The 14,111-nt window shown below is 45.6% G+C and carries 9 protein-coding genes; 8 read left to right on the top strand and 1 reads right to left on the bottom strand.

Features of this window, described 5'->3' with window-relative positions; all coding sequences use genetic code 11:
* Window positions 1–5 precede the first annotated feature (5 nt).
* The 6 genes from M0P91_RS02510 to M0P91_RS02485 all read left to right on the top strand — a co-directional run bounded on the left by M0P91_RS02510 (window position 6) and on the right by M0P91_RS02485 (window position 6,958).
* Entirely contained in the window at window positions 6–1,538 is a 1,533-nt protein-coding gene (locus M0P91_RS02510; RefSeq protein WP_295064045.1) for a GGDEF domain-containing protein, read from the top strand.
* Between the two features lie 397 nt (window positions 1,539–1,935).
* Window positions 1,936–2,853 carry a nitrogenase iron protein gene (gene nifH / locus M0P91_RS02505; RefSeq protein ID WP_295064042.1) on the top strand — a complete coding sequence of 306 codons (918 nt, stop codon included), beginning with the start codon at window positions 1,936–1,938 and terminating at the stop codon, window positions 2,851–2,853.
* Window positions 2,854–3,045: 192 nt separating this feature from the next.
* The gene (locus M0P91_RS02500) at window positions 3,046–3,405 is read left to right on the top strand and encodes a hypothetical protein (RefSeq protein WP_295064039.1); all 360 of its coding nucleotides are present in this window, start codon (window positions 3,046–3,048) and stop codon (window positions 3,403–3,405) included.
* Between the two features lie 14 nt (window positions 3,406–3,419).
* Window positions 3,420–4,886 (top strand): nitrogenase molybdenum-iron protein alpha chain, encoded by a 1,467-nt coding sequence (nifD, locus tag M0P91_RS02495; RefSeq protein ID WP_295064036.1) that lies wholly within the window; start codon window positions 3,420–3,422, stop codon window positions 4,884–4,886.
* A gap of 154 nt (window positions 4,887–5,040) precedes the next feature.
* Window positions 5,041–6,585 carry a nitrogenase molybdenum-iron protein subunit beta gene (nifK, locus tag M0P91_RS02490; RefSeq protein ID WP_295064033.1) on the top strand — a complete coding sequence of 515 codons (1,545 nt, stop codon included), beginning with the start codon at window positions 5,041–5,043 and terminating at the stop codon, window positions 6,583–6,585.
* Between the two features lie 184 nt (window positions 6,586–6,769).
* Window positions 6,770–6,958, top strand: coding sequence for a hypothetical protein (locus tag M0P91_RS02485; RefSeq protein WP_295064030.1), 189 nt, complete (start codon window positions 6,770–6,772; stop codon window positions 6,956–6,958).
* Between the two features lie 10 nt (window positions 6,959–6,968).
* On the opposite strand, the gene M0P91_RS02480 is transcribed toward M0P91_RS02485, so the two are convergent.
* Entirely contained in the window at window positions 6,969–9,617 is a 2,649-nt protein-coding gene (locus M0P91_RS02480) for a PAS domain S-box protein (protein ID WP_295064027.1), read from the bottom strand.
* Window positions 9,618–9,856: 239 nt separating this feature from the next.
* On the opposite strand from M0P91_RS02480, the gene M0P91_RS02475 reads away from it, so the two are divergent.
* Entirely contained in the window at window positions 9,857–11,953 is a 2,097-nt protein-coding gene (locus M0P91_RS02475; RefSeq protein ID WP_295064024.1) for a diguanylate cyclase, read from the top strand.
* A complete protein-coding gene (gene glgP / locus M0P91_RS02470) occupies window positions 11,940–14,087 on the top strand; it encodes an alpha-glucan family phosphorylase (RefSeq protein ID WP_295064021.1) in 2,148 nt (715 codons plus the stop codon). The genes M0P91_RS02475 and glgP overlap by 14 nt, the downstream gene beginning before the upstream one ends.
* Window positions 14,088–14,111 lie beyond the last annotated feature (24 nt).

Below are 14,111 nucleotides of genomic sequence, written 5' to 3'. Positions count from 1 at the left end.
ATTGAATGATTGAGTTTTGGAAACGGTACAATATTACGATTGTACTTTTTACCCTTGTATTCTCCCTTAGCGGACTCTCTTTTTATAACTATTTGATCCAAAAAAACCTTCTTCTTGAACAAATGCGCAATGATGCACAAGATACCGCCGGTTCCATCATCGCTGCTATGAACCGTTTTCACGATATCAAATCGACGATGAAAGTTCAAAAACTGGTGAGTGATATCTCATTAGGGCTTGAAATTTTTGAATTTCGTTATATTGAACCCGACGGGGTGATTCGCAACTCGATGTTTAAAGAGGAGATCGGAACCGTCTATCAGGGGAAAAGTTTCCAAGAGACGCGTACGGGTACGATCCCCATGGGAAAGTTTTTCTTTGAAACACGCGATTTTGTCCCGGTCATGTCGATCTATTACCCGATCAGGATGGACGATCAGCTGATCGGGATTGTCGATCTTTGCGTGGACATTTCAGAGTATAAAATTCTTTTGTCCCCAGCCCAAACCGATTTTTTATTGATGCGGCGGCAGGTGGATATCCTAAATCTTCTCAAATCGATTGAAGGTTCGGTCCATAACAGTGTAGAGATCACCTCCAAAACCGATTTCCATAATTTTCTAAAAAAGTATGTTGAAACGGCCAATAATATCATTCAGATCTCTCTGGTCGATCAGCAACACCGGATCATCATGAGCAATGAGGGTTCGATCATCGGAAAAAGGGTGGATCGTACCTACGTCTCTTCAACGGAAATTTTTGAGATGAACGGACGGCCGACCTATCGGATCGTGATGCCGGATATTAACATGAATGGCAGCAAGAAAAAGGAGCAGCTGATTCTCCTGCTTGATGCGGGATCGTACGTTAAAAATGAACACCGTATCCTCCGGACTGCCTTGTTAACATCGGCCATGGCGATTCTCTTTGCCTTGTTTATTGCCCGGATCATCTATTACAGTGCGATTGAGAGTTCTCGCAAAGAGACCGAACGATTGGAACAGCTTGTGAAAGAGCGGACGCAAGCCATTGAGTTTTTGAGTAAAACCGATGCGCTGACCGGATTGTGGAATCGCGGTTATCTTGAAGAGATGATGGAACTGGAGTTTAAACGCTCCCGCAGGTACCATAAAGATATGGCGATTATGGTGATTGATCTGGACTATTTCAAAAAAATCAACGATACCTACGGACACCTTGGCGGAGATGAAGTACTGCGCAGAGTCGGCAAGAGTCTGTTGAGCGGTTTGCGTGAAACCGATTTTATCGGCCGATACGGAGGAGAAGAGATAGTCGTCATTCTCTCCGAGACCCGTGCTGAAAAGGCTTTTGAACTGGCCAATAAAATTTGCAGCGATATAGCATCTGAACCGATCGAATTCGGCGATGCCGTGATCTGGGTAACGGTCAGTATCGGGGTCAGTGCTCTGCGCCCTGAACATACGACGTATGAAGAGATCTTTTCTGAAGCCGATGATGCCCTGTATGCATCGAAAAACAACGGACGAAATCGCGTAGGTCTCTATTCACACTCTTAACTGATGTTACGCATTTTTCGCTCATAGCCCGTAAAATGGCAGGGACTAAAGTCCCTACAACCCCCAAAACAAGCGAAGCGCTCCCGAAGGGATGTTTCCTGAAACGTTACCCGCATCTTTCGGATGCGGGAGATTACTAACCTTTTCGCACTTGTTTAGACAAGGTGGGTAAGGTCAGTTATTCATTTCCCATTTCTTTAAAGAGTCAGCTTTTAAAATAGAGGAATTGAACACGTTTACTTCCCCTAAAATAGTCACTTTTTTACACCTGCAAAACCTATTCCTACAAATTTGTATCATTGTCATCTTTTTGTCGCGCTACTTTTGCTAAATGTCCCAAAAACCATAGAACAACCATTGCATCAACCTAAGTGAAGTTCAAAAATAAGGGGATAACATGGCTGGATCAGCTAGCTTGCGTCAAATCGCGTTCTACGGAAAAGGTGGGATCGGTAAATCTACTACATCTCAAAATACATTGGCAGCAATGTCACACTATTTCGATAAAAACATTATGATTGTTGGATGTGATCCGAAAGCGGATTCAACTCGTTTGATTCTTCATGAGAAAGCTCAAGATACTATTCTTTCTCTTGCAGCAGAATACGGCACGATTGAAGATGTTGAGATGGAACAAGCGCGTCTTTGGGGTAAAGGTCTTTTTGATAAAGAAACTCCGGGCGGTTGGATCAACTGTACAGAATCTGGCGGACCAGAGCCGGGAGTAGGGTGTGCAGGTCGTGGTGTTATCACCGCAATTAACTTTCTTGAAGAAGAGGGTGCATACGATGAAGAAGGTTTAGATTTCGTTTCTTATGACGTTCTTGGTGACGTTGTTTGTGGTGGATTCGCTATGCCAATTCGTGAAGGTAAAGCACAAGAAATTTACATCGTAATGTCAGGTGAAATGATGGCGATGTACGCGGCAAACAACATCTCTAAAGGGATTTTGAAATACGCAAACACTGGTGGAGTTCGTCTTGCCGGTCTAGTATGTAACGCTCGTATGACAGACAAAGAGTACGATTTGGCACTAGAGCTTGCTCAACGTCTTGGAACTCAATTGATCCACTTCGTACCACGTAACAACATCGTTCAACATGCTGAACTTCGCCGTATGACGGTTGTTGAGTACAGCCCATATTCTGACCAAGCTCGCGAATACAAAGAGCTTGCTCGTAAAATCGTTTATAACGATATGAAAATTATCCCGACTCCGATCAGTATGGATGAGCTTGAAGACTTGCTCCTTGCATTCGGTCTCGAAGACGAAGTTGATGAGTCACAAGTCGGTAAAGCGGCGCACGAAGCGTAAGCAACAAAACGGTTCCTCTTTTGAGGAATCTTCAATGGCCATTGGTTTAATGCTGAATTCTTTTAATAAGCACCATAGGTGCTTGGGCCTACTGCCGAAGTAAACTCAGCGTTAGCGTAGTGATAGGGGCTTTGCTCCTATCGCGTATAACATCTTACTAATGAAAAGAAAACAACAGAAAAAGGAGATTAGATGTTTGTATTAGGTTTTCACTTCCCAGCTTCAATGGGGAATATTATTCCAGACGAAAAAGTAATTGAAAAGTTAGGTGATGTAGATGTCAGTGACGTTAAAGAGATCAAACTTTTGATGGGTACAAAAGATAAAGATAAAGAGTGGATCAGCTACACCAACAAAGATACATTTTTGTTCAAAGCTATGGTTCATTACTTCAAAGAAGAGAACCCTGAAAAAGCTCAAAAATACATGATCTACATGAACCGTTACCAAATGTCTGCTATCTCTAAACGTGTCGATGCAGCTGATGATGAAACAATGAAATTGTGTCATAACCTAGATTCGATGGAACAATTCCGCATCGAAGTCGCGTAAGGAAGGGGTGTAGTATGGGACCAGAATCACTAGAAGCCAAACAAAAAGCGGCCATTGAAGAGATCTTAAAAGCGTATCCGGAAAAAGCGGCAAAAAACCGTGAAAAACACCTCGGTGTCGGATCTCCGAATGATGAAAATCAAAAAACCTGCGGTGATGTCCGCTCTAACAAAAAAACCGTTCCGGGTGTTATGAGTCAACGCGGTTGTGCTTATGCAGGGTCAAAAGGGGTTGTATGGGGTCCTGTTAAAGATATGATCCATATCTCTCACGGTCCTATCGGATGCGGTCAATACAGCCGTGCCGGTCGTCGTAACTATTATATCGGAGTAACCGGTGTTGATACATTCGTTACCATGAACTTTAGCTCGGATTTCCAGGAAAACAACATCGTTTTCGGTGGAGATAAAAAATTGGGAATTTGTATCGATGAGATCGAAGCACTTTTCCCATTGAATAACGGTATCACGGTTCAGTCCGAGTGTCCGATCGGTTTGATCGGGGATGATATCGGTGCGGTTGCAAAAACAAAAGCAAAAGAGATCGATAAAACAATCGTTCCAGTCAACTGTGAAGGTTTTCGTGGGGTTTCTCAATCACTCGGTCACCATATCGCCAATGACACCGTTCGTGACTATATCTTTGACGGAAAAGTCAACGTAACAACCAATGATGTTGAAGTAACCGATTATGACGTTGCAATCATCGGAGACTATAACATCGGTGGTGATGCATGGTCAAGCCGTATCCTTCTTGAAGAGATGGGTCTTCGTGTTGTTGCACAATGGTCAGGCGATGCGACGATCAAAGAGATGGCATTGACTCCTAAAGTGAAATTGAACTTGCTTCACTGCTACCGTTCAATGAACTACATCAGCCGTCACATGGAAAAAGAGTACGGGATTCCTTGGATCGAGTACAACTTCTTCGGACCGTCACAAACGATCAAATCTCTCCGCAAAATCGCGGCGTTCTTTGACGAAAGTGTACAAGCTAAATGTGAAGAAGTGATCGCGAAATATCAGCCGATGATCGATGCGGTTATCGCAAAATACAAACCTCGTCTTGAGGGCAAAACGGTTATGTTGTTCGTCGGCGGTCTTCGTCCTCGTCACGTAATCGGTGCCTATGAAGATTTGGGTATGGAAGTAATCGGAACCGGTTATGAGTTCGCTCACGATGATGACTACAAACGTACCAAAGAAGAGATTTTCCGCTCAACCGTTATCTACGATGACGTCAATGAGTATGAGCTCGAAGCATTCGTTAAAAAACTTCAGCCGGATCTTGTCGCTTCGGGGATCAAAGAGAAGTATGTATTCCAGAAAATGGGTCTTCCGTATCGTCAGATGCACTCATGGGATTACAGCGGACCGTACCATGGGTATGACGGATTTGCGATTTTCGCCCAGGATATGGATCTCGCGATCAACTCTCCTGTATGGGCACATTCAAAAGCACCATGGGAGAAAGAAGGCTGAAGCCTTCTATTCTACGCTGACCGAACGAAGTCCGGCTCAGCTGCTTTATAAACACTGAGTTGGCTTTTTCGTGAGGCCCTTGCGCCCTCTGGCGCTTTGAAAAAATTCCTTGCCTCGTATGAGGCAGAATATTGTCTATACCAAGGAAAATAAGATGCAAGAAGTAGAAAAAATTGTAAACGGGAAAGACCTGTTTAAACGCCCTGAGTACCAAGAAGTCTTGGCTAACAAAAAACAATTCGAATCCTCAATGCTTGCGGTTAACCCTGCGAAAGTGGAAGAGATTGCGGAATGGACCAAATCATGGGATTACCGTGAGAAAAACCTTGCTCGTGAAGCGATTACCGTTAACCCAGCAAAAGCGTGTCAACCCCTTGGTGCGGTTATGGTTGCTCTCGGGTTTGAAGGTACTATGCCTTACGTTCACGGTTCACACGGTTGTGTCGCGTATTTCAGAAGTTACTTTACCCGTCACTTTAAAGAGCCGACTCCATGTGTATCGGATTCTATGACTGAAGATGCAGCGGTATTCGGTGGTTTGGTAAATATGAAAGAGGGTCTTAAAAACTGTGCTGCAGTTTATAAACCTAAAATGATCGCGGTTTCTACTACTTGTATGGCGGAAGTTATCGGGGATGACTTGATGGCGTTTATCACTGCGGCAAAAGAAGAAGACGGTGGAGAATACCTACCGGCTGAATATCCAATCCCGTATGCACACACTCCATCATTCGTAGGAAGTCATATTACTGGATATGATAACATGATGCACGGTATCATGTCTCAGCTTACTGAAGGTCAAAAAGGTGAAACGAAACAACGTATCAATATCATCCCTGGTTTTGAAACGTATATCGGAAGCCTCCGCTCTGTAAAAAGTATCGTAGAAGCATTCGGAACTGACTACATCATGTTGGGTGACCACTCGGATCAGTGGGACATGCCGGCTGGTAGTTACGAAATGTTCCAAGGCGGAACAAAATTGGATGATGCAAAAGATTGTATCAATTCAAGTGCAACGATCTCTCTTCAAAAATATGCAACGTCTAAAACGATGAAAATGGTCGAAAAACGTTGGAAACATGCTGGTGGATTCTCTAACCCGATCGGTCTCAAAGGGACAGACGAGTTCGTTATGAAATTGGCTGAATTGACAGGAACCGAAGTTCCACAAAAACTTAAAACTGAGCGCGGTCGCCTTGTCGATGCTATGCAAGACAGCTATCCGTACATGCACGGTAAAAAATTCGCGATCTGGGGAGATCCTGACTTCCTAATCGGTGCCGTATCATTCTTGTTAGAGATGGGTGCTGAGCCAACTCACGTTCTTTGCCACAATGCGCCTAAGGGCTGGGCTGAAGAGATGAGAGCAATGCTTGATACCTCTCCTGCTAAAGATAGCTTGAATGTATGGGCTGAAAAAGATTTGTGGGCAATGCGTTCACTTCTTTTCACTGAGCCGGTTGATTTCATGATCGGTAACAGCTATGGTAAAGAGTTGATGCGTGACACCGGTACTCCGTTGATCTACATCGGATTCCCGATTTTCGACCGTCATCACCTACACCGTTACTCTATCAGCGGATACGATGGAGCGTTGAACCTTCTTACTTGGATCACGAACAAAGTTCTGGATCAGTTGGATGAAGATACCAAAGGTATCGCAACAACGGACTACTTCTTCGACCTCGTTCGCTAACATTTGCTTTAAACGCCAACGGAGCTTTGCTCCGTTGGGCTACGCTTTAAAGCTTACCTCTATGAGGTAAAATCTGTTCTATCTTGGAACAAAACTTCATTGATTCTTCGTCACTTTCTCCCAATTGGGAGATTTTTTTGGTTAAATCTTTTTCGAAAGATTAAGTCAAAAAACAGGACACTTTATGGCCGCCGTACACGATAAAATTAAAGCCGAGCTTATGGTAGAAATCTACGCAAGCATCGACCGGATTTACGATTCGATCGAACAACATTTCGAACTCGATGAGACACGCCGTAATAATGTCGTCAAATCCCTCAATGCCTTAAAAGACGAACTCTATTTCGTGGTTCAAACAACACCGCTTTCGTAAAGATTAAAAATTAATCGTAAGTGAATTGAAACCCTTTTTCGAGAAAAAGGCGGCTGCATGCATCGACGACGGCGGAATCATACTGGATCCCTTTGCCCCTTTCGATCTCATTCAAAGCCGGTTCTATCCCTAAAGCGGCGCGGTAAGGGCGGTGAGAAGACATCGCTTCCATAATGTCGGCTACGGTGATGATCTTCGCTTCAATTCGTATTGCATCCCCTTTGAGACCGTTTGGATAGCCGCTGCCGTCGAGTTTTTCATGGTGCTGGAGAATGGTTTCGGCAATCGGCCACGGGAAATGGACCTCTTTGAGGATATTGTACCCCTCTTGCGAATGGGTTTGAATCAGCATGAATTCGATGGCGTTGAGCCGTCCGGGCTTGGAGAGGATTTCGGCCGGTATATGGATTTTGCCCAGATCGTGGATGATGGAAGCAAAATGGATTCCCCGAATTTGCTCTTCCTCAAGTTGCATCTCTCGGGCAATCGCCGTTGCCAGTTCGGCGACCCGGCGCTGATGACCTGCGGTATAGGGATCGCGCGCTTCGACCGTAGCGGCGATTGTCTGGATCGATTCTTCCAGACTTTGGCGCAGAAGTGCCGCTTGCTGTTCGTGGGCAACCCGGGTACGGAGGTTCAGTATCCCGTAGGCAAGATCGTCCGCGAGCTCTTCGAGAAGCTTGATTTCTGCCGTATCGAAGGCATTTTCTTCGGTTGAATAAATACACAGGGCACCGAAGGGTATCTCATCGTTGAAAAGGGGCAGAGCGATATTGGAGACATACCCCTGAGAGAGGGCACTCTCTTTCCATGGATTGAATCCGATTGCACAGGCGATATTGTGACACACCTGTGTCTCTTTGCTCCGTATTGCGAGAGAGACGGGCAATTGTCCCTGCGGAGTATCCGCCCATGTGAGCTGTGCCGCCCAGTCGTGGTCTTGGCCGTTCATCCCGGCTCCCGCCATGAATGAGATCGTTTTTTCGGCGTTGTCATCGGCATATACGACGGCAGCGAGGCTGTATCCCGCTTGGTCGACAATAATGTCGCATACCGTTTTGAGGAGATCGTTTTCGGTTTTGGTCCGAACCAGAGCCATATTTCCGGCCGAGAGGGTTTTGAGGGCGCGGTTGGCGCGGTAAAGAGACTCTTCGGAACGTTTGCGTTCGGTGATATCCCGGGTAATGGTAAACGTCATCGCTCTATCGTCGATTCTCAGTCCGCTGATGCTCACCTCCGCATCGTAGTACGATCTGTCCTTGCGGCGATGACGGGTTTCGATCGTCATATTGACGTTGGGGATGTCGGCAAAGTTTTTCCGGATAGCGTTTTCATCCGATACCCCCTCAAAATCCCATACGTGCAAGCCGAGCATCTCTTCGGGGGTATAGCCGAGCATTTTAGCCATTTGGGCATTGGTCTCGATAATCTGGAAGTGATCGTCAATGACGGCAATGCCGTCATGGGAGTTTTCCATCAGCAGTTGACGCCGATGGGCTTCATTGCGTAACCCCTCTTCAGCTTTTTTCCGCTCTGTAATGACGTCAAAAACGGCTACGAAATAATCTTTCTGGGTGCTGTAAATCGAAATAAAAAACCACATCTCCATCGATTGCAGATAGATTTCAAACTGCTCCGGTTCACCTCCTTGCGCCACTTTGGCATAGCGCATGAGAAGCTCCGGATCCGATTCGCGTATGCCCGGGATCACTTCGCTGACCCGTTTTCCGGTGACGTTTGTCAATCCGGTCTGCTGTTCAAACGCTTTGTTGACCATCAGGTAGATGAAATCGATCGGATTTCCCCCCTCATCATAGAGCATCCGGCAATAGGCAAAACCGTTGAGCATCGTTTCAAAAAGGGAGCGGTATCGCTCTTCGCTCTCCCGCAGACCATTTTCTGCGGCTATCCGTTTGGTAACGTCCCGGTCGATTCCCCGGTACCCGGCAAACTCCCCCTTTTCGTCAAAATAGGGAACCCCGCTGGTTTCGAGGGTTTTGAGGGTGCCGTCCTTGCAGAGATTGGTATTTTCCAACCCCACGATGGGGGAGCGTTGGGTGATAAGGGTTATGAATTCGTCGGAAATTCGCTGTGCCTCATCCGGGAACATTAAATCAAAAGGAGATTTGCCCAGTACCTCTTGCGGAGTGTAGCCCAATAAGGTTTCGATACGCGGACTGACATAGGTATAGTGTCCGGTAGCGTCGACTTCCCAGATCCAGTCGCTGGTGGATTCGACGAGGGCGCGGAATTTCTCTTCGCTCTGGCTTAAGGCGTGTTCCATTCGCCGTTTTGCGGTGATGTCTTCCAGCGTATGGAGGGAGTAGAGGTACTCGCCGCCGTCGTTTCGGATCGAGTAGGAACGGGATCGAAAAGTAGTTCCGTCAATTTCTATCTCCTCTTCTTTCGCTTCGGATTCGGGATGCGTCAACACTTCGAGACAGTGGTGAAGCGGAGCACCGGTTTTTGGGAGGAGGTCATAATAGGGTTTTCCGATGATTTCGTTAAAAGAAAGCCCGCTAAGCTGCTGATAAGCACGGTTGCATCGAAGGATACGAAATTCGCGGTCATGCATAAAAATAGGGTATTCCACTACATCCAGTGCTGCTATCCACTCTTGATGTGCTTGTTCGATTTGCCTGCAGTCGGTTGCTTCCATGGCATCACTCCCTATACTGAATCACTTTATTATATCACGAAATCAACACGGTCGAAGAGATATCTCAAAAAAAAACTACTCTTTCTAATATCTAAATTATTTCTTTTAAAAATAAGACAAATCCTTTTACGGGCAATAAATTTTATAATCAGATGTAGAATTTTTAAAATAGAAGAGAGATGAGTTTGTGATATTTAGTGCCATCCGGTAAATAAAAAGGGGGAAGGGAGGATCCGTTCATGCTCTCGCCGAAGAATATGACCGTACTGAAAAGGGCGCTCATCGGACTGATTGCAATTTCTACCGTAACCTTGATTACTCTGATTACGATCGGATGGGAGGTGCGCAATACCATTCGAAACAACGGATTGGAGCGGCTGGAGAAAATCCTTTCCCATAAACTTGAACAAATCGGGACGTATGCGCGCCATCAGTACGTCGCACTGCACACTCTCAATCAGCTGATTTTTTTTGTCTCTCGTCACCATCTTATTTTTGAAAAATCGTTTTGGGACAATTCTCCCCGGTTATTACGTAGTAATTTGGCTGAATTTGCCGAAAAAAACGGATTTTACGACATATTTGTCATTACCCCCTCCGGGGATATCATTTTTACCGTCAAACACGAAAGCGATTTCTCTACCAATCTGCTGGAGGGTCCCTATCGCGGTACGCAACTGGCTCAGGTATTTCATGCCGCACTTCGCAATGCCCCCCCGAAAATCTCAAATTACGAATTTTATACTCCGAGTAACGATTATGCCGCCTTTATAGCCGAACCGATTATCAAAAACGGTAAAACCGTCGGAGTTTTAGCGGTGCAAATCGATAATAGACAAATACAGAAGGTTATTAATGACTATTCGGAACTGGGTAAAACGGGGGACGTTATCGCGATGTTCCAATACAATAGTCTCCCCTTGATCGCCGCACCGTTAAGGTTCAATAAGGTTGAAGCATTTAACCCCTCGGGGGTATCGGACATTTTGCCGATTGTTAATCTTTTGGAAGGGGAGAGCGGACAATGTTACCTTCCACGGCAGGATGGGGATGATCTTGCGGCGGCATGGGGATATCAAAATGATTTTCGTATGAACGTTGTTGTGACGATTGACCAGAAAGAGCTGTTGCAAACATGGCATCGTCAGGCCGTGTCCATCTTTATTTTATTTTTGATCGGCGTGAGTATTGTTATCGGGATGGTCGTTACGCTGATTCGTACCTTTTCCCATACGATTGAAAAGTTGACCCGGTATGCCGATCAGATTTCGAAAGGGGATTACGTCATCGATGAGGAAGAGTGTTCGTACGATCAGGAGTGGCAGCTGCTGATCCGGACATTCCGGAAAATGTCCCGCGATATCAATCAGAAAGTGACGCAGTTGAATGGACAAAACATACAGCTTTTAAAACAAAAAGAGGAGATAGAAGATCTTAACCGTACACTCGAAGATCGAATTCGGATCAAATCAATCCAACTGCGACAATACATCGACACGGTCGATAAGTACGTTATCACTTCCCAAACGGATAAAGCGGGTACCATTATCTATGCATCAGAAGCATTTTGTAAGATCAGCGGCTACACCAAAGAGGAGCTGATCGGAAAGAACCACCGGATTATACGCCATCCCGATATGCCCGATCTCTTTTTCGATGAACTGTGGCGGACGATTCAAAAAGGGAAAATCTGGCAGGGTGAAATTAAAAATCTCAAAGCCGACGGCGGATATTACTGGGTTGATACGACAATTTCACCGGATTTCGAAGAGGGGAAAGTTATCAGTTACACCGCAATTCGGCATGATATTACCGACAAGAAAATGGTTGAGGAGCTGGCAATCACCGATCCGATGACGGGATTGTACAATCGCCGTTTTTATGTCAAGACAATGAAGGAAGAGATGAATCGTATCAAGCGGCACGGTTCGACTCTGGCGCTGATGATGGTTGATGTTGACCATTTTAAATTGTATAATGACACCTACGGGCATCAGGAAGGGGATAGGGTATTAAGCCGGATCGCCGATGTTTTGAAAGGGTATACATCACGAAGCGGTGAATACGCTTTCAGGCTTGGAGGTGAAGAGTTCGGTGTAGTGTTAAGCGGTTTGAATGAAGCGCAATATCGAGAACTTGCCCGTCGAATTTGCAAAGATACCGAAGCGCTTTTAATACCGCATACAAAAAATACGGTATCACCCTATGTAACGATATCGATCGGAATAGCCGTTTACTATCCCGATTCTACGCTAACTTGTGAGGAACTTTATAAACAAGCCGATAAACAACTCTACAGCGTCAAGGAGAACGGAAGAAATCATGTTAGGATCTGATCTTACCCAAGGAACGAAAAATATCGTTATCCCCCAACTGCCTGAAGCGCTCAAAGGGTTAGGGGAGATTGCGTTGAATTTATGGTGGACATGGAATTCAAGAGGGAAAAAAATTTTTAGAAACTTAAATCCCTATTTGTGGAAAGAGAGCGAACATAACCCCATTGCGATGCTTCAAAAAATCTCTCCGGAAGCGCTGGAAGCAGCGAGTAAGAATGAGCGTTTTATGAGAGAGTACAGCTATGTTTATGCGCTGTTTCGCGACTATATCAACGATAAGAACAGCTGCTTGAAAGAGGAGCTCTTTCCGATCGCCTATTTTTGTGCAGAGTACGGATTGCACCATACGGTTCCGATCTATTCGGGAGGATTGGGCTTTTTGGCCGGAGATATTCTCAAAGAATCGAGTGATATGGGGCTGCCGATGGTCGGGATAGGATTTATGTATCCGCAAGGGTATGTACGTCAGGTTATCGGTACGGACGGGTGGCAAAACGGTACGAAGGAGCCGATCGTGCAGGATGCCGCACCGATTGAACGGGTTTTGGATGAAAAGGGGGACCATTTTACGATTCAGGTCCCTTTTATCGATCCGCCGGTGTATGCGAGCATCTGGAAGATTAATGTCGGCCGTGTCACGCTCTATCTTCTTGATACCGATATCGATCAAAATGATCCCTGGGACCGTCAAATCTCCTCCAGACTCTACACCTCCGATATCAATCAACGCCTCCGACAGCAGATCGTATTGGGGATAGGGGGGTATCGGGTTTTGGAAAAACTGGGGATTGAATACGCCATTTTGCATCTTAACGAAGGGTATCCCGCATTCGCCCTCTTTGAACGGGTACGAAACTGTATTGAAAATAACCATTTGACTCTGGATGAAGCGATTGAGAGGGTAAAAAAAACATCGATCTTTACGACCCATACCCCTTTGCAAGCGGCAACCGATGTTTACAGTTTTGATATGATCGGGAAATATTTTCAGGAGTATTGGCAGCGTCTGGGGATGGATAAAGAGACATTTATGAGTTACGGACTCAATCCGGACGATCCGAATGCCGGTTTTAATATGACGGTATTCGGTCTTAAAATGTGCAACAATCGCAATGCGGTGAGTAAAAAGCATTGCGATGTGGCGCGGGAGATGTGGAAAAATATTTTTCCGAAAGATTCAATCGATCCGGTTCCGATCGATTACGTGACGAACGGTATCCACCTTTCCACCTGGGTGGGGGGAGAACTGAACCAAACGCTGGAACACACCTTGGGGAGTCGGTGGTTAACGATGCAAGATGACCCCAATCTATGGGGGTGTATCGAAGACATCAATGATGAAATAGTGTGGAATATCCATTATGCAGGGAAAGTGCGGATGGTGAATTTCATCCGGGAACGGGTGCGTCGAAAATGGTCGGATGAGGGGATCGATCCGGTTGTTGCGATGGCAGAGGGGGTAATGCTCGATCCGGATGTTCTTACGATCGGTTTTGCACGCCGTATGACCGAGTATAAGCGTCCCGCCCTTATTTTGCACGATTTGGAGAGGCTGGAGAAAATCATCAACAACTTTTCGATGCCGGTACAGATCGTTTTTGCCGGAAAAGCACACCCCTCCGACATTATGGGGAAAAAAATATTGCAGAGAATTTTTAAAATCGCACAAGACCCGCGATTTCGCGGCCGTATCGCATTTATCGAAGATTATGGTGAAAATGTGGCGAAATATCTGGTTCGGGGAGTCGATGTATGGCTCAACAATCCGCTTATTCCGATGGAAGCATGCGGTACAAGCGGAATGAAAGCGGCACTGAACGGAACACTGCATCTTTCGGTTTTGGACGGATGGTGGTCGGAAGGGTTCAACGGGAAAAACGGTTGGACGTTCGGCGGTGAAATTTCAAACAATGACACCGATGCGGCATCCCTTTACGATACGATTGAAAAGGAGATTGTACCGCTTTACTACAACAGCTGCAATGGAAATCTTCGGTACGGATGGGTAGCAAAAATGAAAGAGTCGATGATGAGTGTCTCTCCATACTTTAGCGCCCGCAGAATGATGAAAGATTATTTGAAAAAATTTTACATACCGATTTCAAAAGAGCTTCAAGTCGAAACTAAAGGGTGATCATTAGGGGCGACAAGAACATCT

The sequence above is a fragment of the Sulfuricurvum sp. genome (assembly GCF_023229695.1).
GTDB lineage: Bacteria > Campylobacterota > Campylobacteria > Campylobacterales > Sulfurimonadaceae > Sulfuricurvum.
Note: the sequence above shows the minus strand (reverse complement) of the source record. Positions and strands in the feature narration are given on the sequence as shown.

What these genes read in the sequence shown, in the direction of transcription:
- M0P91_RS02480 (WP_295064027.1), bottom strand. Translation starts at nt 9,617, where the DNA reads ATGGAAGCAACCGACTGCAGGCAAATCGAACAAGCACATCAAGAGTGG.
- M0P91_RS02500 (WP_295064039.1), top strand. Translation starts at nt 3,046, where the DNA reads ATGTTTGTATTAGGTTTTCACTTCCCAGCTTCAATGGGGAATATTATT.
- M0P91_RS02475 (WP_295064024.1), top strand. Translation starts at nt 9,857, where the DNA reads ATGCTCTCGCCGAAGAATATGACCGTACTGAAAAGGGCGCTCATCGGA.
- glgP (WP_295064021.1), top strand. Translation starts at nt 11,940, where the DNA reads ATGTTAGGATCTGATCTTACCCAAGGAACGAAAAATATCGTTATCCCC.
- nifK (WP_295064033.1), top strand. Translation starts at nt 5,041, where the DNA reads ATGCAAGAAGTAGAAAAAATTGTAAACGGGAAAGACCTGTTTAAACGC.
- M0P91_RS02485 (WP_295064030.1), top strand. Translation starts at nt 6,770, where the DNA reads ATGGCCGCCGTACACGATAAAATTAAAGCCGAGCTTATGGTAGAAATC.
- nifH (WP_295064042.1), top strand. Translation starts at nt 1,936, where the DNA reads ATGGCTGGATCAGCTAGCTTGCGTCAAATCGCGTTCTACGGAAAAGGT.
- nifD (WP_295064036.1), top strand. Translation starts at nt 3,420, where the DNA reads ATGGGACCAGAATCACTAGAAGCCAAACAAAAAGCGGCCATTGAAGAG.
- M0P91_RS02510 (WP_295064045.1), top strand. Translation starts at nt 6, where the DNA reads ATGATTGAGTTTTGGAAACGGTACAATATTACGATTGTACTTTTTACC.